This is a genomic window from Botryobacter ruber (assembly GCF_003347595.2).
Taxonomy (GTDB): domain Bacteria; phylum Bacteroidota; class Bacteroidia; order Cytophagales; family Hymenobacteraceae; genus Pontibacter; species Pontibacter ruber_A.
In genome coordinates this window covers 148,531-173,205 of the sequence record NZ_QCZK02000053.1, presented here as the reverse complement: position 1 = coordinate 173,205, position 24,675 = coordinate 148,531, and the positions used below count along the sequence as shown (strand labels likewise).

At 45.3% G+C, this 24,675-nt stretch carries 20 protein-coding genes; 12 read left to right on the top strand and 8 right to left on the bottom strand.

Going from position 1 to position 24,675, the window contains the following annotated elements:
* Nucleotides 1–68 precede the first annotated feature (68 nt).
* The 7 genes from DCW36_RS18045 (at nucleotide 69) to DCW36_RS18015 (ending at nucleotide 6,874) form a co-directional block, all read left to right on the top strand.
* The gene (locus tag DCW36_RS18045; RefSeq protein WP_125185334.1) at nucleotides 69–932 is read left to right on the top strand and encodes a hypothetical protein; all 864 of its coding nucleotides are present in this window, start codon (nucleotides 69–71) and stop codon (nucleotides 930–932) included.
* 2 nt (nucleotides 933–934) lie between these two features.
* A complete protein-coding gene (locus tag DCW36_RS18040; protein WP_114781490.1) occupies nucleotides 935–1,786 on the top strand; it encodes a glycosyltransferase family 2 protein in 852 nt (283 codons plus the stop codon).
* Between the two features lies 1 nt (nucleotide 1,787).
* A complete protein-coding gene (locus tag DCW36_RS18035; protein WP_114781489.1) occupies nucleotides 1,788–3,008 on the top strand; it encodes a glycosyltransferase family 4 protein in 1,221 nt (406 codons plus the stop codon).
* Nucleotides 3,009–3,014: 6 nt separating this feature from the next.
* The gene (locus DCW36_RS18030; protein ID WP_114781488.1) at nucleotides 3,015–3,911 is read left to right on the top strand and encodes a glycosyltransferase; all 897 of its coding nucleotides are present in this window, start codon (nucleotides 3,015–3,017) and stop codon (nucleotides 3,909–3,911) included.
* Between the two features lie 61 nt (nucleotides 3,912–3,972).
* Nucleotides 3,973–5,142, top strand: a complete 1,170-nt coding sequence (locus tag DCW36_RS18025; protein WP_114781487.1) for a glycosyltransferase family 4 protein — start codon at nucleotides 3,973–3,975, stop codon at nucleotides 5,140–5,142.
* Between the two features lie 105 nt (nucleotides 5,143–5,247).
* Entirely contained in the window at nucleotides 5,248–5,979 is a 732-nt protein-coding gene (locus DCW36_RS18020) for a WecB/TagA/CpsF family glycosyltransferase (RefSeq protein WP_114781486.1), read from the top strand.
* A gap of 172 nt (nucleotides 5,980–6,151) precedes the next feature.
* The gene (locus DCW36_RS18015) at nucleotides 6,152–6,874 is read left to right on the top strand and encodes a porin family protein (protein WP_114781485.1); all 723 of its coding nucleotides are present in this window, start codon (nucleotides 6,152–6,154) and stop codon (nucleotides 6,872–6,874) included.
* Nucleotides 6,875–7,239: 365 nt separating this feature from the next.
* On the opposite strand, the gene fcl is transcribed toward DCW36_RS18015, so the two are convergent.
* Entirely contained in the window at nucleotides 7,240–8,166 is a 927-nt protein-coding gene (gene fcl, locus DCW36_RS18010) for a GDP-L-fucose synthase (protein WP_114781484.1), read from the bottom strand.
* Between the two features lie 369 nt (nucleotides 8,167–8,535).
* Nucleotides 8,536–9,648 (bottom strand): GDP-mannose 4,6-dehydratase, encoded by a 1,113-nt coding sequence (gene gmd, locus DCW36_RS18005; RefSeq protein WP_114781483.1) that lies wholly within the window; start codon nucleotides 9,646–9,648, stop codon nucleotides 8,536–8,538.
* 477 nt (nucleotides 9,649–10,125) lie between these two features.
* Here gmd and DCW36_RS18000 point away from each other — a divergent pair, with 477 nt between their 5' ends.
* The gene (locus DCW36_RS18000) at nucleotides 10,126–10,866 is read left to right on the top strand and encodes a DUF4184 family protein (RefSeq protein ID WP_114781482.1); all 741 of its coding nucleotides are present in this window, start codon (nucleotides 10,126–10,128) and stop codon (nucleotides 10,864–10,866) included.
* Nucleotides 10,867–11,545: 679 nt separating this feature from the next.
* Nucleotides 11,546–12,943, top strand: a complete 1,398-nt coding sequence (locus DCW36_RS17995) for an undecaprenyl-phosphate glucose phosphotransferase (protein WP_114781481.1) — start codon at nucleotides 11,546–11,548, stop codon at nucleotides 12,941–12,943.
* A 252-nt stretch (nucleotides 12,944–13,195) separates the two neighbouring features.
* Here the strand turns inward: DCW36_RS17995 and DCW36_RS17990 are convergent, their stop codons facing one another.
* The 5 genes from DCW36_RS17990 to DCW36_RS17970 all read right to left on the bottom strand — a co-directional run bounded on the left by DCW36_RS17990 (nucleotide 13,196) and on the right by DCW36_RS17970 (nucleotide 18,511).
* Nucleotides 13,196–14,539 (bottom strand): DUF2254 domain-containing protein, encoded by a 1,344-nt coding sequence (locus tag DCW36_RS17990; protein ID WP_114781480.1) that lies wholly within the window; start codon nucleotides 14,537–14,539, stop codon nucleotides 13,196–13,198.
* Between the two features lie 15 nt (nucleotides 14,540–14,554).
* Nucleotides 14,555–15,460, bottom strand: a complete 906-nt coding sequence (locus DCW36_RS17985) for a flavin reductase family protein (RefSeq protein ID WP_114781479.1) — start codon at nucleotides 15,458–15,460, stop codon at nucleotides 14,555–14,557.
* 110 nt (nucleotides 15,461–15,570) lie between these two features.
* The gene (gene fahA / locus DCW36_RS17980) at nucleotides 15,571–16,854 is read right to left on the bottom strand and encodes a fumarylacetoacetase (protein ID WP_114781478.1); all 1,284 of its coding nucleotides are present in this window, start codon (nucleotides 16,852–16,854) and stop codon (nucleotides 15,571–15,573) included.
* Between the two features lie 281 nt (nucleotides 16,855–17,135).
* Nucleotides 17,136–17,402: a NifU family protein gene (locus DCW36_RS17975; protein ID WP_114781477.1), complete on the bottom strand. Its 267-nt coding sequence runs from the start codon at nucleotides 17,400–17,402 to the stop codon at nucleotides 17,136–17,138.
* Between the two features lie 5 nt (nucleotides 17,403–17,407).
* Nucleotides 17,408–18,511 (bottom strand): Mrp/NBP35 family ATP-binding protein, encoded by a 1,104-nt coding sequence (locus DCW36_RS17970; protein ID WP_114781476.1) that lies wholly within the window; start codon nucleotides 18,509–18,511, stop codon nucleotides 17,408–17,410.
* A 346-nt stretch (nucleotides 18,512–18,857) separates the two neighbouring features.
* On the opposite strand from DCW36_RS17970, the gene dnaG reads away from it, so the two are divergent.
* On the top strand, nucleotides 18,858–20,777 hold the full coding sequence (gene dnaG / locus DCW36_RS17965) for a DNA primase (protein WP_114781475.1): 1,920 nt from the start codon (nucleotides 18,858–18,860) through the stop codon (nucleotides 20,775–20,777).
* A 269-nt stretch (nucleotides 20,778–21,046) separates the two neighbouring features.
* Here the strand turns inward: dnaG and DCW36_RS17960 are convergent, their stop codons facing one another.
* Nucleotides 21,047–22,354: a DUF4861 domain-containing protein gene (locus DCW36_RS17960; protein ID WP_114781474.1), complete on the bottom strand. Its 1,308-nt coding sequence runs from the start codon at nucleotides 22,352–22,354 to the stop codon at nucleotides 21,047–21,049.
* A gap of 335 nt (nucleotides 22,355–22,689) precedes the next feature.
* Between DCW36_RS17960 and DCW36_RS17955 the strand changes: the two genes are divergently transcribed.
* Both DCW36_RS17955 and DCW36_RS17950 read left to right on the top strand, forming a co-directional pair.
* Entirely contained in the window at nucleotides 22,690–24,201 is a 1,512-nt protein-coding gene (locus DCW36_RS17955) for a hypothetical protein (RefSeq protein ID WP_125185333.1), read from the top strand.
* 166 nt (nucleotides 24,202–24,367) lie between these two features.
* A complete protein-coding gene (locus DCW36_RS17950; RefSeq protein WP_125185332.1) occupies nucleotides 24,368–24,652 on the top strand; it encodes a hypothetical protein in 285 nt (94 codons plus the stop codon).
* Nucleotides 24,653–24,675: the final 23 nt, after the last annotated feature.

The following is a 24,675-nucleotide window of genomic DNA, read 5'->3' as shown; positions in this document are numbered from 1 at the left end:
TATTGCTGGGATTTTTGTTATAGCTCTGATTGTAGGCTTTTGTTTTCCCGTAATTTATATCGGATATAGTGGTCAAGAAGCGAGAAGTAAGTTTTATCATAATATTTTTTCCTTTACTTACTGCAAAATGGAAGATTTTTTCTCTTTTTTTTGCCTGTATTGTTATTTTTGGATTTTTAGATGCAAGGAGTAATGTTATTAAATATACTTTATCATTTATTTTAGGCTTTACATATTATTTCAGAGGATATTTACTCAGTAGAATCTTAAAAGTATTTAGGATATTATTTCTGTTTGCACCATTCATTTTATTTTCGATAGGGGCAGCAGGAGTTTTTAATATATTCAAGATGGATGAGTATATTAGTGGAAATTACTCAACTACAGCAACTAATAATGGTGAAGTTATAGAAGAAAGCCTGACTGTTGATACTAGAACCTTTTTATACGAAGAAGTAATATCATCTGCCTTCAAATATGATTATATCATTTTAGGGCGTTCTCCTGCTCGAGGTAATGAATCACCGTCCTTTGGTCTATACGCATTGGAAGAATTAAAAACAGGCAAAATGGAAAGATTTTCTAATGAAGTATCAATATTGAATGTTTTTACATGGACTGGATTGTTGGGTGTTATTCTTTACTTTCTTGTTTTTTCTAAGGCCTCTTATTTGGCTATTTTTAGATCAAATAATACAATGATTAAAATTATAGGCCTGTATATTTCCTTTAGATGGACCTACGCATGGGTAGAAGATTTTAGTCGTTTTGATTTATCTTACTTTTTTCTTTGGGTAATGATCGGTATGTGTTTTTCAAAATCATTTAGAGAGATGAATAATGCTGATATGAAAATATGGGTGCTTGGTATCTTCAACGAACGCATTAGGAAAGCATCTTATTTTTATGATCTTAATATAAAAAAAGTTTAGTTATGATTTATATTGTGATTCCTGTGTTTAATCGTTTGATCTACACAAAGGCTTGCCTAGAAAGTTTGCAAAAACAAACGAATAAGCAATTTAAGGTAGTTGTAGTGGACCATGGATCCAGTGATGGAACAAGTGCACATATTAAAAAATATTATCCAGATACTATTTTACTTAATGGTGATGCTAATATGTGGTGGGCTGCTGCAACAAATTTAGGTATTAAATACGCTCTAAATAATGATGCAAAATTTATTTTAACATTAAATAATGATACAGTTGCAGAAGCCAATTATCTTGAAAATTTATTAGAAGCAGTGTATCAAGCACCAAAAGACTCATTAATAGGATCTTCAGCTATTAATTCTACCACAAAATCCGTAGTTTTTAGAGGGGAAATATTGAATGCTTTTAACTGGTTTACCGAAACATCACAAAATGTAGTAAATAAAAATTATACTCCACAATTTGGTTTGATTGAACTCACTCATTATCCTGGCCGTGGGTTATTAATACCTATGTTAGTCTTTAAAAAGATTGGTTTATTTGATGAAGTAAATTTTCCTCACTATATGAGTGACTATGAATTTACATTAAGAGCTCGAAAAGCAGGGTTTAAAATATTTTGTGCCTATAATGCTTTACTTGGAGTTTATCCTGAAGCTAGTGGTGCTAATCAATTAAAAAATAAAAAGAATATAAAAAATTACTACCATCATTTATTTGGTATGAAAGGAGGCGCAAATTTACCCCTATTTTATAAATATGCTCTGAGGCATTGTCCTGTTTATGCTCTTCCTTCCTTCTTATTATTAGGTACAATTAGAAGAATTACTGGATATTGGTTAAAAAATTGATATGAAAAAGGTTTTACTCTCAGCATATGCCTGTATTCCTGGAAGAGGTTCAGAACCCGGTAACGGATGGAATTGGGCATATTTTCTTTCTAAAGAGGGACATGAAGTACATCTTATTACTACTAGCAAGGGAAGAAAAGAAATTGATCAAATAATTACTAATGAAAGTATAAAAAATATTCATGTTCATTATGTAGATCACTCCTATTTCTGGAGTAAGGCTTACTATTGGAATTTTATATTTATGTATACAGCTTATTGGTTATGGCAGAATAAAATATTAAAGCTTGCTAAGATATTACATACTTCTGATCCATTTGATGTGGTGCATCATGTAACTTGGGGGAGCATAAAAGTAGGTTCCTCCTTATATAGATTAAAGAATACTAAGTTTATTTATGGACCTGCTGGTGGAGGGCATAAAGCGCCAAAAGCTTTCAAAAAGTATTTCTATAAAGAATGGAATAAGGAAAGGTTTAGGAATTTTGCAGGAGAGTTAATATCGTTTATTAATCCATTAACCAAAAAAACACTGATAAATTCAGATATAGTATTAGTAGCAAATCAGGAAACCTTTGATTATGCGAAAAGGAACGGAGCTAAAAATGCCAAATTGATCGTTGATTCAGCATTGCCACCTGATTATTTACCTAATACGATAAATAATAAATCTAATACTATAATTCAGTTTCTATGGGTGGGAAGAATGTACGCATTTAAAGGAATGGGATTAATATTAGATGCATTGGAATTATTAGATGCTGAAGTTAAAAATCAGATTCATTTAAATGTTGTTGGGGACGGTCCATTCATGGCTGAATTAAGGCAATTAATTTTACAAAAAAAATTAAATGACACAATCACGCTTCATGGTTTATTACCTTACAATGTAGTTAAAAGCATGTATGAAAGTGTTGATGTCTTCATTTTTTGTAGTTTAAGGGACTCATGTCCTGCACAACATCTTGAAGCGATGGCATTTGGCTTGCCAGTAATTACATTGAATTTACATGGCTCAAAACTAGTTGTTCCTGATAATGCTGGTTTAAAAGTACCTGTTGATAATCCAGATAAAACTATTGAAATGATTGCTACTGCAATTAAAGAACTTACATTAAATACTGAACTTAGACGCAAATTAGGACATGCAGCATATAATTTTGCAAAAATCAATACTTGGGATGTAAAGGTAAAGCACATCATACAATCTTATTATAGTTAAATCAATATGACTAATGCACCCATTCTCCTCTTTACATATAAAAGGTTAGAACCATTAAAACAAACTATTCTTGCATTACAAAAGAATGTGATTGCGAGTGAATCTGAACTTTTTATTTTTTCAGATGGTGCTAAGAGTGAAAAAGATGAAGAGCAGGTTAACCAGGTAAGGGCATATTTAAAAACAATTACTGGTTTTAAAAATAAAAAGTTAAAAGAAGCTCCTACCAATAAAGGTTTAGCCAATTCCATAATTGCCGGAGTTACGGAAGTACTGGAGAACCATGACAAAGTAATCGTTCTGGAGGATGATCTGATTGTATCACCAAATTTTTTAGAATACATGAATGCGGCTCTTTCCTTTTATGAAGATAACAAAAATATTGCATCCGTTTGCGGATATACTACTCCTATAAAGAATACAAACAACTATGACGTTTATTTTACAAAACGCTCTTCGTCATGGGGCTGGGGAACCTGGAGAGACAAGTGGAGTAACGTTGACTGGGAGGTTGAGGATTATCAGAAATTTCTGAAGGATAAAAAATGTCAGCAAGAATTTAATAAAATGGGGTCTGACCTCACAGGTATGCTAAAGCAACAGATGGAGGGTAAAATAAATTCCTGGGCAGTTAGGTGGACTTATTTTCAATATACTCATAATTTATTTTCTGTACATCCAATAATATCTAAAGTAACTAACGAAGGTTTTGGTGTAAATGCAACACATACTTCTGGAGTTAATAAATCTAGATTTGCAACAGTATTGGATACCTCAACAAATAAAGAGTATAATTTCCCATCCGAACCATTTCTGGATCATGAAATAATCAGGCAATTTGTTGACCGCTATAGCATCAAGACCAGGATTTATTATAAGTTAAGAAAATTGCTTAGAGTTTGACTAGTATGCTATAGTATGCTAATGATTTAGGATGAACTTAAATATTACTGACTTATACTAAATGAAAGTAGGTATCATACATACCTTTTATGGGCAGAAGGGGGGAGAAGACATAGTTGTTCCGCAGGAATACCAGTTATTAGAAGAAAATGGAGTGGAAGTAACAATGTTAACCTTTCAAAATCCGAAATCCAAAGTGGCTCAATTATTTCTGTTTATTATTTCCTTGTTTAATATTATCGCTTGGGTTAAAGCCCTTAAATGGATTGAAACAGAGAGGCCGGATGTAATTCATGTGCATAACTGGCATTTTGCTTCATCAGCATCTATATTTTGGGCAGCAAGGATAAAAGACATCCCTGTAATTTTTACATTACATAATTACAGGATACTATGTCCGTCAGCAACCTTGTTTAATGATGGTAAAATTTTTACAGATAGTTTGCAAGAAGGATTTCCTTTTAGTGCTATTCGAAAGAAGGTTTATCGAAATTCTTATCTGCAAACTTTTTGGTTATCCTTCATTGTTCAATTTCATTATTGGATTGGTACCTGGCAAATACCTTTGCAATACATAACATTAACCTCCTCCATGAAGCACCTGTTTATGGATGCAACCACAAATTTTCCTTCAGAGAAGTTTGTAGTTAAACCTAATTTTATTGCTGATTGTCATTATAACTTCTACGATAGAGAAGATACCTTCCTTTATATTGGAAGACTATCTGAAGAAAAAGGAATTAGAGTTCTGTTAAAAGCTTTTTCTGATAAGAAATATAAACTGAAAGTGATAGGAGATGGCCCATTAATGTCAGAGGTTGAAGACTTTGCTGCCCTTCATTCAAATGTTTCTGTACTCGGTTTTCAGAGTAGAGCAACAATACAGGAAGAGTTACTGAAATGTACTGCTCTTATTTTCCCTTCTAACTGGTATGAACCATTCGGACTAACTCTGATAGAAGCTTTTGCTTCCGGAGCACCGGTTATTGCCTCTAATATGGGTTCATCACAAGAAATGGTAATAGATGGTAAAAACGGTATACATTTTAGAGCTGGTAGTGCAAAGGATCTTCAAATAAAGCTACATGAATGGGTGAAGTTGAGTTCTGGCGAAAAAATATTGTTCTCTAAAAACGCAAGATCGAGTTATGAAAATAACTATACTCCCGAAAAGAATTTAGAATTACTGACGTCTATTTATAATAAACTTACTATCGAAAGAGCTTCCTAAAGGCATTACTAACTTTAGCTTAAAAGAAGCCTTTAGTATCTTGTTTTGAGATGTGCTAATAAAAAACAAATTTTGGTATAAATTACCTTTCTGTTAAATAATAAGATGATTATCAAGAATACAAAATTATTAGGCTATGAGGTATTCTCCTCTGACATGCAGGAGTTAAAGCTTCATTCTAAATTATTGATCAACACGATCAATCAGTATTCCTATATTGTTGCAGAAAAGGATCAGGAATTTAAAAAAGCCTTGTGTAATTCTGATATACTATTGCCTGACGGTGTTGGAATAGTAGCTGCATCTAAACTTTTAACAGGAAAGACAATAAAAAAAATTGCTGGAGCTGATATTCATCAATACCTGTTGGAGGAGCTAAATAAAAGCGGTGGCAGCTGCATGTATTTAGGTTCATCTGAAAAGACTTTAACAAAAATTAAGGAACGACTCTCTGCTGAATATCCTGCAGTAAGGCTTGCCTTCTATTCTCCCCCTTATAAACCAGCATTTTCAGAAGCGGATAATGCCCTGATGGTAGAAACTGTAAATTCTTTCAAACCGGATGTATTGTTTGTTGGGATGACCGCCCCGAAACAGGAAAAGTGGGCCTATGCACACAAAGACAACTTAGATGCAAACGTAATTTGTTCTATTGGTGCTGTGTTTGATTTTTATGCCGGCACTGTCAGTCGACCCCACCAGCTTTGGATAAACCTGGGCTTGGAATGGCTGGGAAGATTGGTGAAGGAACCTAAACGGATGTGGAAAAGGTATTTGTATTACGGGCCAGTGTTTGGTTTTATCTTAGCAAAAGAAAAAATAAAGCAAGCTTTTTAGCCTGCTTTATTTTCAGAAACGATCTTTCTTTTGTACCCGCCCTGTGGAAAATGTTATTCGGTCAATACCCCTAAGCAGCAATAGTTGCTTCCATTTCAGAATTTCTGGTCGCTGGCCTAAGTGCTGCTGGCCCACAAGATCCCTTCGGGATGACAGAAGGAAGAATAACTTTATGAAAGTAAGTAAATTCTGTTTGGTGGTACTTGTTACTTGCCTGTTTTTTTTTCCTGTTTTAGGAAGCGCACAAAATAAATCTGGTATTTCACCATTCAGTAATCGGCTAGATGCTGAAACAGCTGTTATGCCAGTTGCTCATCAGAGAAATCCTACCTTAAAAAATCAGATCCAGTCAGCAAGAAAATTGCCTGTAGATTTTGGCTTGAAATTCGGAATTAATTACGCTAACGCGAATTTTAATAAAGGCTTTCCAAAACCGTCTATACCTGTAGAATCATCTTGGAAACCAGGTTTTTTAGCGGGCCTGCTTGTAGAAGTGCATGTGCATGACAAGTTTTCGTTACAGCAGGAATACTTGTTTTCACAGGTAGGCGGGGAAGATAAAAGTTTGGAAACAGCCTATAAGCATAGGTATGCTTCGTTACCGGTGATGCTTAAATATAAACCTATTCCTAAGGTTAGACTTACTGCTGGCGTTCAGTTTGACCTGCTAATTAAGGCTGAAGAAAATATAAAAGGAGTACAGGCAGTTACAACTTACGATACTGAAGAACGAAGCGTTGGTTTTAATGGAGGGGTTGAGTTCCTGGTGTCACAGCATCTTAGTCTGAACGTACGATTTATGCACGGTTTTAACCACATAGGTATCAGGCAAAGATCCGTCAGGAAAGAGTTTAAGTATGAAGTAGCGCAATTGACGGCAGATTTTAGGTTATAAATGTTGTACCCCCGCAATCTGAAAATGTTACTTAAACAAGGCAGTGGCTGTGGTGGCAGGTACAAAGGCGTTTGCCAAAGGCACAAGCAATTTGTTTTGAATAAATATAACTGTGAAACTGCCCATAAGGGCAGAACCGTTTCATTCTGATTTTTATAGCGCGAGGGTTCCCCTCGTGCTGGCTACTCGCGGCCTCTGGCCGCAGTAAATTGATTGTAGCATGGTTCACTCCGGCCAGAGGCCGCGAGTAGTAGACCCGAACGAAGACGTTCGCGCCAGGTTTATTTGAATGAAACAGCCCTATCCTCAAGGGGAGAGTTTTCTATAAGAATCAAATTGGTCGTACACAAGTATACGCCTCTTGTTTAAAACGATTCCTTCTTTTCAGCATACACACCCTCAATCCCCTCTTGCAAAGGAATAGAAGCTTTCCAGCCCAAGGAATGGAGCTTGCTTACATCCATCAGCTTGCGGGGAGTACCATCGGGTTTGGAGGTATCAAACACCAACTCTCCTTCAAAACCTACGATATCTTTTACCAAGTAAGCCAGGTTTTTGATACTGATGTCGTCGCCTACGCCTATGTTTACCAGGCCCGGCTCGTTGTAGTGCTGCATCAGGTAAAAGCAGGCATCGGCCAGGTCGTCGGCATGTAAAAATTCCCGCTTTGGTGAGCCTGTTCCCCAGATGCTTACCTGCTGTTCTCCCTTTACTTTTGCCTCGTGCATCTTCCGGATCAGGGCCGGCAGTACGTGCGAGTTCTGCAGATCGTAATTGTCGTTAAGCCCGTAGAGGTTGGTCGGCATTACGGAAATAAAGTTGCAGCCATACTGGTCGCGATAGGCGTCGCAAAGTTTGATACCGGCAATTTTGGCGATGGCATAGGGTTCGTTGGTAGGCTCCAGCGGCCCGGTCAGCAGGTACTCTTCCTTTAAGGGCTGTGGCGCCAGTTTTGGATAGATGCAGGACGAGCCCAGGAACATGAGTTTTTCTACCTTATTCACATAGGCAGCATGGATCACGTTGCTTTCTATCATCAGGTTATCGTAGAGGAAATCAGCGCGGTAGGTGTTGTTTGCCACGATACCGCCTACTTTTGCAGCTGCCAGGAAAACATAGGCCGGTTTTTCAACTGCGAAAAAATCGTTTACCTGCTGCTGGTTACGCAGGTCCAGCTCTTTCGAGGTGCGGACAATGATATTGGTATAACCTGCTTTCTCCAGTCTCCGGACAATAGCAGAACCGACCATACCTCTATGGCCGGCCACATATATTTTATCGTTTACTTGCATGTATTCAGTAATGTTACGCAAAATTACTATAGCCGAAAAGTCCCCCTTTCAAGGGGGTAAGGGGGATGATGCACGGACTGCAGAAAAATTTAGAGTTTACAAGCAGTTCATGAATGACTTCTGAGATACTTATTCACAGGTGTAAATCATCCCCCAACCCCCTCAAAGGTAGGGCCGTTTCATTCTAGCGGACTCTCCCCTTGAGGGGAGCGGGAGGGGTGTTTACACCTGCGAAAAAAACCTGAGACCTTAATTTCAGACTTTTTACCTCCGAAATTAACACCCCTATAATCCCCTCAAGGGGATAGTCTCGGACAATGAAACAGCCCTGCCTTCAAAGGGGGACAAAAATAAATTGTTTAAAGTTTTTTATTCAAACTGGTTCTTTACACGGTAGCCTTTTTCCTGCAGCATTTTCTCCATATGGAAAAACTCCAGGTCTGCTTCCATCATATCTTTTACCAGGGCTGGCAGGTCATATTTTGGCTCCCAGCCAAGTTTGGTTTTTGATTTGGTCGGGTCGCCGATGAGCAACTCTACTTCGGTAGGACGGAAATAACGCGGATCTATGGCGACCACTTCTGTTCCGGGTTCCAGTTGGTAATCCGGGTTGGAACAGGATTTCACGATTCCCTTTTCATTAACCCCTTCCCCTGTAAATTCCAGCTCAATACCAGTCTCAGCGAAAGACATTTTCACGAAATCGCGGACGGTGGTGGTAATACCGGTGGCAATTACAAAATCTTCAGGTGTGTCCTGCTGCAGGATCAGCCACATCGCTTCAACATAATCCTTGGCATGGCCCCAGTCGCGTTGGGCGTCCAGGTTACCCAGGTAGAGCTTGTCCTGCAAGCCCATGGCTATTTTAGCGGCACCCCTGGTTATCTTACGGGTTACGAACGTTTCGCCACGCAGCGGGCTTTCGTGGTTGAACAGGATGCCGTTGCAGGCATACATGTTGTAAGCTTCTCGGTAGTTTACGGTAATCCAGTAAGCATAAAGTTTGGCCACGGCGTAAGGAGAGCGCGGATAAAAAGGAGTGGTTTCGGATTGCGGCACGGCCTGTACCAAGCCATACAACTCGGAAGTAGAGGCCTGGTAGATCCTTGTTTTTTCGGTTAAGCCGAGTAAACGGACTGCTTCGAGTATGCGTAGTGTACCGATGCCGTCTGCGTTGGCCGTGTATTCCGGGGTATCGAAGCTCACTTTTACATGGCTCATGGCGCCCAGGTTATAGATCTCATCGGGCTGTACCTGCTGTATAATCCGGATGATATTGGTGGAGTCGCTCAGGTCGCCGTAATGAAGGTGGAACTTTACATCTTCTTCGTGTGGGTCCTGGTACAGATGGTCGATGCGGTCGGTGTTGAACAGGGAGCTTCGGCGCTTGATGCCATGCACTTCATAGCCTTTCTCCAACAACAGATCTGCCAGGTAGGCGCCATCCTGACCGGTGATACCGGTAATAAGAGCTTTCTTCATTTTAGATAATTGGGGTAATGGTGATGCTAACGGAGGTTATACAGAATGCGTAAAGGTGATTGCATTGCTAAACAAACAGTTTCAAATTCCTCAGATAAGCTATATGCGATAAAGTAACAAAAGGCAATATTTCTGTGCAACTGTTAAAATAAGTGCCTCAAATTTATATAATTAATCTATAAACATACAATTAATTTTATGATAAATAACATTTTTATATATGAACAAATTTGTTTGTACACATTTCTGGTCAGTCCATATAGTTGATGATGCTTTAACTCTGTAAGTTTGTATTTCTCATGTTGACTCTGTAATGGGTACAAGTCGTTTTTAGGAGTTAGTATTGTTTCTGTAGGAGCAGGTTTTGCCGGCACTAGGTGAAGATAATGCTTATGCTTCGAAGAAGAAATATACTTCGTTACCCTCAGGAATAAACGTGGTGGAGCAAAAGTTGCGGACATAAATTCTTGTTTACAAATGCCTTTTACTTTTTCACATCCGGCTATTGTGCTTCCGCTCAGGCTACTGCCTAAGAAGTGGGTATCGTTAACCGGCCTGGTAGTGGGGAGTGTGGTACCCGATTTTGAGAAGTTTATTAAGATGGAGCCCGGCAATACCATCAGTCACACCTGGACCGGGCTACTTTGGTTTAACCTGCCTTTGGGCCTCCTGCTCTGTCTTGTTTTTCATCAGCTTGTCCGGAATCCTTTGGTCGATCATCTTCCTGGCTTTTTCAGGAAGCGCCTGAACCGTTTCAAAAGCTTTCGCTGGATCGGTTATTTCAGGAAGAATATACCTGTTGTAGTTGCTTCCGTACTCGTGGGAGCGCTGTCGCACCTTATCTGGGACAGTTTTACCCACAAAGAAGGGCATCTCATACAGGTATTTCCAGGTCTGTCAGAAACGATAGCTTTGGCTGGTTTACAAGTTTCAACCTTTGGTCTGCTGGACCACCTGAGTACTCTTTTGGGGCTGTTTTTGCTGTTCTGGGAGTTCCTGAAACTGCCGGTTGGTAAAGTTGAAAAAAGAAGTGTGAAGGGTGTGTGGATGTATTGGTCATTTGTAGTTGTGACAGGTTTCCTGGTTGTCGTCTTCAGGTTTATGCCAGATGCATCCGGTGCCGGCCAGTTTTGGGATCTTCTGATAACGTCTATTTCTGCTTTATTAATCGGACTGGTCGTGGCCTCTTTCCTAATAAAATATAGCGTTACGGCCTAAAGTAATTAGCCTACAAGTGCTTGACCAGAAAAAGATTCTGACTGCTAAACTGTCCCCTTGAGGGGACCATAGGGGTGTTAAAGGCTTGAGAATTGGCAGAAGCATATCATCAAAGGAATCCTTCTGATGTAAACACCCCTCTAAGAGCTTCGCTCGCAACTCTAAAGCTCCTGCTTTAGGTTATCCTCAAGGGGAGAATTTCCTTTAAAAATTAATTTGGAGCAGCACTAGCTCCCTTTGCTGTAGCGCTTTTCTCAGGTTGTTCCGCTCAACTACCGTAATTCGTAAGAGAACCGGGCAGAACCTTATTTATTGCTGCTGCTTTGTGACACTATGATAAATAGCGGAAGTTTTGTTGCCTGTGAAGAGGTTGCCTAACATCAGGTGTTGTGGTAAGATTAGGTGGTCTCAAATTAGCTAATACCCTGTATATGCCGAACGATATTGCATGGTATTTAATAAATCTATTTTATAAATAAGTGTAACTAAAATAAAAAATAATATATGTATAAAGCTAATAATGAGCTTTTTATAGCTATCCTGTGTTAGGTTGATCTTTTTTTTATGATTATTCTATAATTTATTTTTAATTTTTTTCTAATAATATTTTGAATAGTAAATAAAATATGTTTATACTTGTCTCAGAAAAAATGTAAGTATATCAATAATAAATTTAACAATGACATACAAATACGAGACCTGTTTTAAGTGGATCAATGTTGTTGTGGACTTCATTTTACTGGACCTGATCCTGTACGCTGTGTATATTATTTATGACCCCAACCTGATGTGGGCCGAGATACCAGCGACATACCGGCTTAAGTTTCTGTTTATGAACCTGCTTTGGTTTTTCAGTTCCAGGGTGATGGGCTTGTATGATAATATCCTGACCCGGGATGCCTATCCGACCATGCAAGCAACTGCAGGCACGCTGGCGATGTTTATCGTTGCACCCTATGTGCTGGCTCTTGCTGTGCCGGAAATACAGTTGCCGGGCGACTTCTTTATTACCTCCTGTATTGCCTTCGGGGTGCTGTTGTTCTGCTGGAAGTTCTCCTTTCTGCTGATCAGAAAATACAGACGAAGATTCTGGCTTAATGTGAAGAAGGTGGCCATTGTAGGAGACGGACAAACCGGAACAGAACTCTATCAATACATTTCTGAAAACGCTCATTTTGGTTACCAGGTGGAGTGCTTTTTTGACAATAATCTTACCGAGAAAGCGGGAGAGGGCATGTCTTTTGCAGATAATATTGCCGGATTTTTTAACCACATTATTTCCAAAGGAATAACAGAGATCTATAGTACACTTCCGAAAGATGAGGTCGAGAAGATCCGGGGACTGATGCAGGAAGCTGACAATCGTTTAATTCGATTCAAACTGGTGCCCGATATTGACGGCTTCTTTAACAGGAACTTTGTACTGGACTTATATGGCTATGTGCCTGTATTGTCGCACCGGAATGAACCTTTGGAAAATAAAGCCAATGAAATTGTGAAGCGTATTTTTGATGTTGCGTTTTCGTTGTCAATAATCATTCTGATTTTAAGCTGGCTCGTTCCGATTATCGGGCTTATCATTAAGCTTGATTCCAGGGGACCGGTGTTCTTTAAGCAGTTAAGATCCGGGAAAGACAACAAACCTTTTTACTGCCTTAAGTTCAGGAGCATGAGTGTTAACAACGACTCCGACAGCAAACAAGCTACAAAAGGAGATGCCCGTATTACAAAGGTGGGGGCCTTCCTCCGGAAAACCAGCCTGGATGAACTGCCCCAGTTTATCAATGTGCTGATGGGCGAAATGTCGGTAGTGGGGCCAAGACCCCACATGCTGAAACATACAAAAGACTATTCAGTGCTGATTGACAGCTTTATGGTGCGGCATTTTCTCACACCGGGCATCACAGGATGGGCGCAGGTAAATGGCTTCAGGGGCGAAACAAAGGAAACCACAGCCATGTCGAAGCGTGTAGAGGCGGACCTGTGGTACCTGGAAAACTGGACCTTTCTGCTGGATTTAAAAATTATTATTCTGACTATGTGGCAATCAGTAAAAGGGCATGAAAAAGCTTTCTAGTTCTGCTGATGCTCTTGGATAGGATCACTGTTTAATACCTGCAAGACCTCCGGATCATGTCAGGGATAAATATACAGACTAAAAAAGAACCGGGGCTGGTAATTGCCGTACGAAGAAATTAACAAGAGGTCCGCATATTCCTCTTTTTTGTATAGAACCCGCTTCGGCGGGTTTTTTGCTTATAGGGGAGGAGCAGTGGGTTTGGTGGCGGGAGCAGCAAAGTAAAAATCTTTTTTGAAAGTTTACTGGCAATCAAACAGTCTGCCTTCCCTCCTCCTGCTTCCCCGGCTTCAGCAACTCCACCACCTGTTCATAACGCGCAGCCACCACCTCCCGGTCTGCTTTTTCAGGCAAGCCAATGTGGCATCCGCGTGCAACAAGGGTGGCATGGTGCAGCAAAATTTTCCGCTGTTCTTCTGTGCGGGCACATGGTGCGATAACGGCAATCGTATCCAGGAGCCGTAAGGTGACGGCGGGGCTGGTCCGGGCGTAGTCGCGTATCTGGTTAAAGGCGGCATCTGTCAGGTAAGTAAAGGTGATGGGCTTGGAAAGCAGGCGAAAATTGCCCTGCTCGTCGAATTGACAAGGGGAGGGGAAGGCGCGGGAGGTCGTGCGGCAGAGGGCAGTGCCGAGCCAGTCGAGGCAGCTCATGGCTGTGAACGGATCGTTAATGCCGGGCGACAGCGCCCGTACTGCCAGTTCCACCAGTTCATTGATTCCAAAGGTTACATCCTGTACCAGTGTGCGCTGTGGCCCCAGGATAAATGCCTTGTTTACAGCAGTACTTACCTTATCCGATGCCTTGGCGGCAGGCCAGAGACGGGCAAGTGGTGTGCCTGCTACTATAAAATCGCCGGGCCTGTTCAGGAGGTGTATCACCAGGTCCTGCTCCACAGCAAGCTGCATCAGTTCGTCGTCGGCGCGTGCCAGTACGTAGCCACTTTTTACGGCCATAACCGGATGGGCAGGACCTGCTGGTTCGGTGGCAGCAGCGTCGGCTTTTGACGGGACAGGACCTTCGGGTAGCGGATCTGGTAGTTCATGGTCAATGGCTAGTTGTAATTCTGCACTTACTTCGGCTATTACCACGGAGGCCTGAATAGAGCGTGCTATGTGATTAATGAAGTAAATGAGCATCCCGAAACAGATAAATCCGAATAGTAGTCCGGTTGTGGCGGAGACCTGTGGGACTGGGTAAGTCGCATCGTCGCGAAGCTGCAGGAGCACCAGGATGCAGAAGATAAAAGTGCTGGTGAAGGTGCCGAGGGTGAGGTGGGTGCCGGTGTCGCGTAAAAAGGTGCGGAGCAGTCGCGGCCCGAACTGGGTAGCTGCAATCGTGAGCGGAACCATCAGGATAGAGAATACAACACCCACTATACCGATGATACTGGCTGCAATAGTCAGGAGCAACTTGCGCATCGATTCCACATCGTCCGAATACAGCCACCTGACGGGCAATTTTCCTGCCGCAGCAAGATGCTCGTCGAGATGGTGCGTGCCGGTCCAGAGGATAAGGACAAACACCATCATGATAGCAGGTACAAACCAGTAACTGGAGCGGAGAGAGTCCCAAACTTTACGGAGCCTGGCATTCATAGCTGATCTTGCTGATTACGGTACAACATTCCTACTCAACAGCAGCACCCGCCAGGCTTCCGGCACATTATCGTCTTCGAGCAGCTTTCTGGCCAGCAGTTCCAGTTCCTGCCGTAGTTTTACCGGTTTGTTTTTGTACTTGTTCAATGTATATGCCACAATGGGCTCGGTTTTTATGCTCTCCACTTCTTCCGGGGTGGGAGGGGCGTCGGTGGTGCCGAGGCGGGCCAGGTGGCTGCCTGAGAAGAGGGTGTTTTTCCGGATAAAGTCTGGTAGTTGGTCAACGCCGATCCCTTCCGGGTGGCTGGGCTTGGGCAGCCGGAAGAGGCAGTCGCCGTTGGCTCTGAGGTAGTAGTCGCCTCCCATGCGGGCAACGGCGTCGAGTTTGTGCGGGTCTATTTTACCGGATGCGTCCAGGATCTCCTCCTGCACATGCAGCATCAGCACTTCGCACAGCACCAGGTTACCGGCCCCGCCTGCTTCGCCTAGTTTTATAACATCATTTACACGGCACTCAAACGCTACCGGTGCCTCCTTTACCCGCGGCGGTTGCACCAGCACCGATGCTTCCGGTGTCAGCCCTGCTTTTTCAAATTCATTTATCTCCTGCGCATATTCGGTGCTGGCCAGCGACATCTGTTCTACCAGTGCAAAATTAGCAATGTTGATGACCACTTCCCGGGTAGCGTGTACATTGTCGAGGGTATGTTTGCTGGTGTTGTCGCGCATGCGGCTCAGGGGCGAGAAAACCAGGATGGGCGGATTGGCGCTGAACAGGTTGAAAAAGCTGAAAGGGCTCAAGTTGACCTGGCCGGCAGCACTGGTGGTACTGGCAAAAGCAATGGGCCGGGGCGCAACAGCGCCTACCAGCAAGCCATAGGCCTCTGCTGGTTTGGTTTCGGAGAGGTTGATCGTTTTCATTTGCCTGACATACGCTATACTTCAAACTAAAATGCTGTCTTTCCTGCTTTCAGCTGGTGCAGAGGGTGTGGTGGCTGTGGCTGCAGATAAAAATGCGCAGTTGTAACCTGCTACTTCTCCTGTAGAAATGCTGGCAGTACTTTTGTCCGGACTTCGCCGAAGCCGATGCGTATGCCGTGGTGCTCGCCATAGCCCCGCATAATTACCGTGTCGTTGTCGTTTATAAAGCTGCGCTCGGTGCCGTCGACTAAACGCAAGGGTTGCGTGCCGCCCCGCGTGAGTTCCAGCATAGAACCGAAAGTGCCTTTTTCGGAGCCGCTGATGGTGCCAGAAGCAAACATGTCGCCCACCCGGATGTTGCAGCCGTTGCTGGTCTGGTGCGCCAGTTGCTGCTGCATGTTCCAGTACATGTGCCGGAAGTTGGTGCGACAGATGCGCGTCTCCACACCCTTCTCCGTTTCCAGCAGCACTTCCAGGTTTATATCGTAGTTGTGGTGCCCGCCTGAACTAAGGTAGGGAAGAGGACTTGGCACCTGCTCCGGCCCATGCACTCGGAAGGGCTCCAGCGCGTCCAGCGTAACCACCCAGGGCGAAATGGAAGAGGCAAAGCTTTTGCCCAGGAACGGTCCGAGCGGCTGGTACTCCCAGGCCTGGATGTCGCGGGCCGACCAGTCGTTGAACAGCACCAGTCCGAAAATGTATTCCTCGGCATGGCTGGGGGAGATACTGGTGCCAAGGGGCGTGTCTTTGCCGGCAATAAACGCCATTTCGAGCTCAAAATCCAGCTGCGCCGTTGGCCCGAAAGTGGGGAGTTCTGCCTCTGGTGCCTTGGTTTGTCCGTTGGGGCGGTGGATGGGCGTGCCCGAAACCACGATAGAAGAAGCACGGCCATGGTAGCCTACCGGCATGTGTTTCCAGTTGGGTAGTAGGGCATTCTCCGGGTCCCGGAACATGGTGCCTACGTTGCTGGCATGTGCCTGGCTGGAATAGAAGTCGGTATAATCGCCTACTTTTACGGGCATCAGCATCTCTACTTCCGAGCGTTTTATCAGGCACTCGTGCATCAGTTCGCTGTTGCCGCTGATCTCGTCGTTGGTGTTGCGCAGCAGTTCCGATACCCGGTTGCGGACGGCACGCCAGACAGGCTTGCCCAGCGCTATAAAATCGTTCAGGTAAGGGCGGTGAAAAATGGTAGGATCGATGTCGAGCAGCACAAACATATCATACCGCCCCAGCACACACAGGTCCAGCACATATTCGCCGATGGCCACGCCCACACGCGGGTCTTTCATATCCGTCTGGAAAATGCCGAAGGGCAGGTTCTGGATGGGGAAATCACTGTCGGGTGCAATCTGTATCCAGGAGTGCAGGGTAGGGTCGTTTGCTTTAATCATGGCGCAGCGAAAACAGTTTTACTCAATTTAGCTGTTTTGGAATAATAGTAAAAGCTCCGGGAGCTTTGTTAGTATTGATACTACGCTATATTGGTGGGTGATGGGTAAGAAATCGGGCAGATAATATTCAAAATGCCTGATAAAATCTGCTGCAGCTGCCACCATTGCCACTGCTGCTTTCGGGCTGATGTGCAGCAGCTGTGGTGGCAGGTGGAAAAACAAAAGCGGACACCATTGGTAGGTCCAACAGCATCCGCTTAAACAGGAAAAGTAAGTTATGTTTAGTCGAGGGGCGTCAGGTTTACGGCCTCCACGGCTTTAATTTCAGGAACCGCTTTCATGACAGACTGCTCTACACCAGCCTTCAGCGTCATGGCCGACATGGGGCAGGAGCCACAGGCGCCCAGCAGCTCGAGCTGCAGCACCATATCTTCAGTTACCCCCAGCACCTTCACGTTGCCGCCGTCAGCTTCCAGGTACGGTCTGATCTGATCGAGGGCTCCCTCTATGCGAAGTAAAAAATCGTTGTCTACGTTCGTGGCTGTCATCTGCTTTAGTTCTTAATTTCTACAATCTTGGTTTTGGCTACTGTGGCGTTGCGCACCGATACCTGTTGGGCAACAGCCTGGGCCAGCTCTTTGAAAACACCGGAAGCAGGAGAATCGTTCTGTAAAACGACAGGAGTTCCTTCGTCGCCGCTTTCCCGGATGCTTTGCACAATCGGAATCTGCCCTAAAAGGGGCACCTGGTACTTTTCTGCCAGCTTTTGTCCGCCGCCTTCTCCAAAAATAAAATATTTATTCTGTGGCAGTTCGGCAGGCGTAAAATAAGCCATGTTCTCTACAATACCCAACACCGGTACATTAATCTGCGGCTGCATGAACATCTGCAAACCTTTGGTGGCATCGGCCAGGGCTACCTGCTGCGGCGTAGTTACAATAACAGCCCCCGTTACCGGAAGCGCCTGCACCATGGTCAGGTGAATGTCCGAAGTGCCTGGCGGCAGGTCGAGGAGCAGGTAGTCGAGTTCCCCCCAGTCCACATCCGAAATAAACTGTTTCAGGGCAGAACTGGCCATCGGACCACGCCAGATAACCGCACTGTCGGGAGGCGTCAGGAAGCCGATCGACATCATTTTGATGCCGTATTTCTCCACGGGCACAATGTAGTTTTTACCATGATCGCCCTGTATCATATGCGGGCGCTCTTCTACCACGCCAAACATGGTTGGGATAGAAGGACCGTAAATGTCGGCATCGATCAGGCCCACTTTCGCGCCGGCCTGTGCCAGCCCGATGGCCAGGTTGGCCGTAACCGTAGATTTGCCCACGCCGCCTTTACCGGAGGCAATGGCAATAATGTTTTTCACGCCGTTCACCACATCGGAATTATCGGCACGGGCGGAGGTAACACGCGAGGTCATGTTCACGGTAACTTCAGCCTCTTTGTCTACCATCGTATGGATGGCGCGTTCACAGGCATTCCGGATCAGGTCCTTCAGCGGGCAGGCCGGTGTGGTCAGGATCACGGTGAAGCTCACCTTTTTTCCATCCACCTGTACATCCTCAATCATGTTAAGCGTCACCAGGTCTTTGCCCAGGTCCGGCTCCTCTACATAGCTGAGGGCTTTTAATATATCTTCTTTTGTAATTGCCATAGTAACTAGTAATGTAGTACAAAGATACGAGTTAATGTGCTAATGTGCTAATGTGGGTGAATGTGCTGATGGAGGGAATTATCTTAACCGTTGATGGTAGTGATGAAATGATTTTTGTGATTGTCTGAATCACGGATTAAACGGATTTAAGGATTACGCGGATTCTTTAGCTCATTACAAAGCGTTTAACAGGACTTACCACAAGTACTTCTGTTCCCGAAAATCCGTGCAATCCGTGTAATCCTTAAAATCCGTGATTCAGAGACTTTCCCCATTAGCACAGGAGCACATTTAAAAATTAGCACATTAACCCTTATCTTTGTACCCCCGCTTAACTTTTTTGCCCATGTCCCTGATACCAAAAGAAACCGTTGACCAGATAATCCTACGAGCCGACATTGTAGAGGTGGTGGGCGATTTTGTGTCGCTCAAGCAGAAGGGGCAGAACATGTGGGCTTGTTGTCCGTTCCATCACGAGAAGTCGCCGTCTTTTTCGGTGTCGCCTGCCAAGGGTATCTACAAGTGCTTTGGTTGTGGCAAGGCTGGTAACTCGGTGCAGTTTATCATGGATGTGGAAGGCACCAGCTTTCCGGAGGCGTTGCGCTACCTGGCCAAAAAGTACAGCATTGAGATACCCGAAGAGACTGCCTCGCCGGAAGCCAGCCGTGAGCAGAACGAGCGCGACAGCCAGTACATTGTTTCGGAGTTTGCCAGCAAGCATTTCCAGCGAAATCTTCATCAGCACGAGCAGGGCAGCATCGGGCAGGCTTACCTGAAAGAGCGGGGACTAAACAACGCCACTATCCGCAAGTTTGAGCTGGGCTACAGCCTCGATGCCTGGTCCGACCTGACCGATGCCGCCCTGAAGGCCGGTTACCAGCAGCATTTCCTGGAAGCTACCGGACTCACCATTTCAAAAGAAGATAAACGCTACGACCGCTTCCGGGGCCGCGTGATGTTCCCGATTCATAACCTGTCGGGCAGGGTGGTGGGTTTTGGTGCCCGTACGCTAAAATCGAACGACAAGAAAAGCCCCAAATACCTCAACTCGCCCGAGTCGGAGATCTACCACAAAAGCAACGTGCTGTACGGGCTGTACCAGGCCAAGCAGGCGATCCGGATGCAGGAAATGTGCTACCTCGTGGAAGGTTACCTCGATGTGCTTTCGCTGCACCAGGGCGGGATAGAGAATGTGGTGGCTTCTTCAGGAACGTCTTTAACCGAAGGGCAGATCAAGCTGATCGGCCGCTATAGCCACAACATCACGGTACTCTACGACGGCGATGCGGCCGGTATCAAAGCCTCGTTGCGCGGCATCGACCTGATCCTGGAGAATGGGCTGAATGTAAGCGTGGTTACGTTTCCGGAAGGCGACGACCCCGATTCCTACATCCGGAAAGTGGGCGACACGGCTTTTAAGGCGTACATCAAAGAACACGCGCAGGATTTCATCTCGTTCAAAGCCAGCCTCTACGCCGCCGAAACCAAAGACAACCCGGTCCGCAAAGCTGAGGCTATTCGTGAGATTGTAACCTCCATTGCCAAAATTCCGGACTCCATCAAGCGTACTGTATTCTTCCGGAGCTGCAGCCTGATTTTTGACATAGATGAGCAGGTGCTAATTTCGGAGTACAATAAAATGCAGCTGCAGGACCGTCAGCAACAACAGCAGCCCAAGACCGGCAGCGCATTTCCGCCAGAGCCGCCCATGCCTACCGAACCGGAGCCGGAAGAGCAGGTTTCGGAAGCCGATATGCTCAAGCGGTACGAGCGGGAAATCGTGCGGATGCTGCTCAACTACCCCAACCGGGTGCTGGACGAAGGCATGACCACCTGCCAGTATATGCTGGAGCAACTCGAGGATGTAGAGTTCCGGACGCCGCTTTATTCCCGGCTGGTAGAGCTGGTAAAGGAGAAACTTTGCGACGGAACCGTTCCTTCGGCCGACGATTTTATCAACTACCCGGACCAGCAGATACGGACGGAAGCGACCAACCTGCTTTCCGACCCGCACGAGCTGAGCCACAACTGGGCCACGCACCAGATTTTTGTACCGCACGAAACGGATCTGCTTTCCTACGGTGCCGAGCGCGCCGTACTCCGCCTGAAGTGGCGCAACGTGCAGCTGCTCATCAAAGACGAAATGGAAAAACTCCGCCTCGTTACCGACCCGAACGAGCAAATAAACCAGCTGACGACCATCCGCACCCTCAAAATGTTTGAAGTACAGATAGCGGAGCTGCTGGGTATTGTGGTGAGCCGTTGAGGATAAAAATGCAGCAGCAGAGGCTGTGGTGGCAGCTGCAGCAGAAAAAAAACTGCTTCAAGTTTCTAACTTGGAGCTTTTTATCATGAAAGCTTTCAGCTTTCATCTTCTCACAAGTCGATAAGTAGTAAAAAATTTCTGCTGCACCTGCCACCACAGCCTCTGCTGCTGCTTTCCGACCGGTGTGAACCTGCTGTAGCAAAAAGCCCCGTTTTCCTGCGGTTGGCGCAGGAAAACGGGGCAAATCAAATTGGGTTTTAATCAGAAAACTACTTCACCTGCACCTCTACCTCTGCCGAAAGCTGGCGGGCCAGGTTACGCACATAATCTTTAAAGTAGTTCAGATCTTTGAAACGTTCGTCGCTGACTTCCCAGGTGCCTACGGCATAGTAGGTAACCGGCTTGTTCTGCTCTACTTTTAACTTTGCAAAATACGCCTGTGCCAGCGGACCGGTTTTAGGCGCTTCGGTATAGCCCTGGTAGGCGCTTTTAGGCACGATCAGGGCCAGGGGCAGCATCCATTCCTGGTTGTAGGTTTCGCGGTCGTGCGTGAAAACTACCATCCAGTTATCGTCTACCGGCATTTCTTCCAGCGGAAAAGTCGGGTCGAGGTTGTTCATGCCCACCAGCAGCGTTTCGTCGCCGCGCAGGCCTTCGGTAACGGTTACGTTGTTCTGGTAAGCGTACATGCCGGGCCAGATGGTGGGGCTTTCCTGCAGGGTATAGCTGCGGTTGGTGTCGGCGGGTTTCCAGTTGTGGTAGCCGATCTGTATTTTAGAACGCACCGGTCCTTCGGTCACAATCCGGAAGGTGGTTTTCTCAACGTTATTCAGGGTGTCGTTGTTGGTGATGCCCAGGCGCGGAAATTTGCCGTCAATCATCATTTCGATGCCGCCGATGCCTGCCGAACTTCCCACCGCCATAATATCGCGGCCCCAGTCTTTCATGACATGGTAATTGTCTTCCACAGCGCCTGTTTTGCTGATGCCCACGCTGTCAGGCGACATATACGCTACTTTTTTGCCGAACAGGTCTTTGGCGTTGCGGCCGTCGAGGTAGTGCCGGAAGCCCACTTTATCGTTTTCCCAGCTAGGGCCGTCGGTCTGGTAGGGCTGGTAGCCCAAAGCGCGGTGCACCTGGTTGGCTAGCATGGTTTCGCTAGTCTGGGGTTGTACTGGCAGCTTTTTGCCGGCACGCTTCCCGAAGCGAACGCTGGTGCGTTTGGTGTAGTCTGGCTGCGTCGTTACCCACGTCAGTTTCAGGGTTTGATTCCCGTTGGCCGGCAGGTTGGTTACAAAAAACAGCTCATCCCACTGGTTGTCGCCGTCCAGGTCATCGAGTTGCGAAGCCACGGTGTCGCCTGCCTGCGTGAGCAGAAGCGGGAAAGCAGCGCTATCCGGAATGCCGGAGAGGGAGCTGCGCTTTACGGCAATGGCTTTGTCGGTCAGTTCGATGGCTGCCTTGTTTGTCAGAACGAGTTCCTGGCCCGGTTCCTGCTTAACCTTGGTGGTCTGGCAGGAGAGGAGGGAACCGCCTATACAGGCCAGGGAAAGAAAAGAAATACTTTTTTTTATCATGCTGCTAAAATATGTTTAGAAAAATAAGATGCGTTTACTTTCACCCGAAATATAGAAAAATTATTGTATAGCAGCAGTACCAACCCTGCAGGTAATCCGATACGGCAGCTCCTTATTTCCGGAAGTTCCTGTTGCGGTGCCATCAGGCGGGGAGGGAGGAACACTTGATTTTCAGGAATATCTTTTGGAATGCTGGTTGCTTTTTCTATCTTAATGAAATTTTATTCGTAGAAAAATAATAGCTTGTCTGTAGTGAAATTAATTCCGGGAAAATTAAATTTATTTGCACTTCTTCTTCAGGCAAATCGTTTTGTTATTTTAGTGGGATGAATATTATGGCTGATCTACGTTTTCTTTTGCTTTGTTTATTTTCTCTGGCTGTTACGCTGGTGCAGGCCCAGGAGCCGCAGCAACCTTACCGGCTCGAACTCCCGCTCGAAATAAATACAACCGATGTGGAAGTAATTGCGCTGCCCGACAGCAGCCTGCTGCTCTATACCAAAAAGTCTAATATCTGGGGAAATAAAGCCGACTTTGCTGTTCAGAAGTACAACAGCAAGCTGGAAGAAGTGTGGCACAAAGATTATGACCTGGAAGCGCAGGATTTCTTTATGCATTCGTACCTGGATGGCGGCGCCACTTACCTGGCCTTCGGGAACATCGATCCGCAGAAGTATAAGTTTATGCGCATTAACAATGCCACCGGCGAAACAACAATAACAACGCACGAACTGGAAGCTATCCGGGGAATTACCGAGTTTCATGTGCTGCAGGGAAGGTATTTCCTGGTAGGTGTCGCTAAAAACGACCGGAATCCGCTGCTGCTGTTTGTGAACCCCGAAAACGGCGAAGCTAAACCACTGCCTGCCATCTACGGCTACGAGTCTACCTTTTCCGATATCCGCACCAACCCCGACCACCAGCGCGTGGATGTCGTGCTGACGGAGGCGAACAACCGTATTTCGCGGCTGCAGGTAAAAAGCTTTGATGCTGACGGAAACCTGATCAGCAATCATTTTATTTTGCAGCACGACGATAAGAACCTCTTAAATGCCGAAGTAACGCCCGGCGATACAACCACCCGCATGCTGATTGGTGTTTACGGGGCTGGCAGCCTGCAGCTCTCGCAGGGCTTCTTTACAGCGCCTGTTGTGTCGCACCAGGAGGCAAACGGTGAGTTTTATAACTTTCTGCAGCTCCGCAATTCGTTCAAGTACATGTCGCCACGCCGCGAAGAACGTGTCAGGCGAAGAGAAGCCGAGCGCATCCAGTCCGGGAAGCAGCCTTCGTACCGCCACAAACTCCTGCTGCACGACCTGGTTACCACGCCCGAAGGCTACATCCTGACCGCCGAAGCCTATGTGACGCAACGGAGAGGCTCCGGCAGTTCGTTTAACTCCCTGCGCCATAATCCCTATACCTACCTGTCGCCGGCGTTAAGTGCCGCGCGCGACCAGGAGGAATACAAGCACACGCATGCCGTAACCTTGGGCTTCGATAAAAACGGCGTATTGCTCTGGGATAACCTGTTTGTGCTGAAAGATATTATCACGCCCACCATCACCAAGAGCATCGAAACAAGCTACACCTCCGGTGGAAATGTGGTGATCGTCTACCCTGAAGAAGACAACATCATTTACCATGTAATGGATAAGGACAAGTACAACGATGAGCGCGTTGAGCTCGAGTTGCTTACTACTGACAAGACAGAAAAAATTTCCTCAACCGATCAGTTGGGGATCATCCCCTGGTACCAGGGCAGTTTTCTGGCGTTCGGTTTTCAGCGCCTTCGCCGAGGCTATGCCGAAAGCCGCAGCACTTTCTTTATTAACAGAATTACTTTCTGATTTTTATACAGCTTTCGGTTTGTCAGGAGCAATACGTGGTATTGCTGCTAATGCCGCTACGGTTATTTGTAGGAAACGGCAATATATTGTATGTTTGGATTAGTACATAGCGCAGGTAGGTGTATGTTAGATAGTTATTACTGCTATCTGCGAGTGGCCATTATTTATGACTAAGAAAGACAAAGTTAAAATTGGTGTTTTGATCTTCGTTGGATTTTTAACATTGATCATGAGTTATATTTTACCCGTTGAAGGGGGCGGAGCATCTTTAATTTTTGTTCTAACAGTGCCTATAAATATTGGAGTTTCAATTGTGATAAGTGGAGTTTATTATTGGTTGACTATCAGTGGAATGGATAAAGTTAGAGATATTATTTACTATTCAATATTAGTAATACTACTTCTTTTAACTTTTCTGTTTTTTCCTTACAAAAATGCATCTATAATTTAAGTCCCAATTTAACAAGTGAAAAC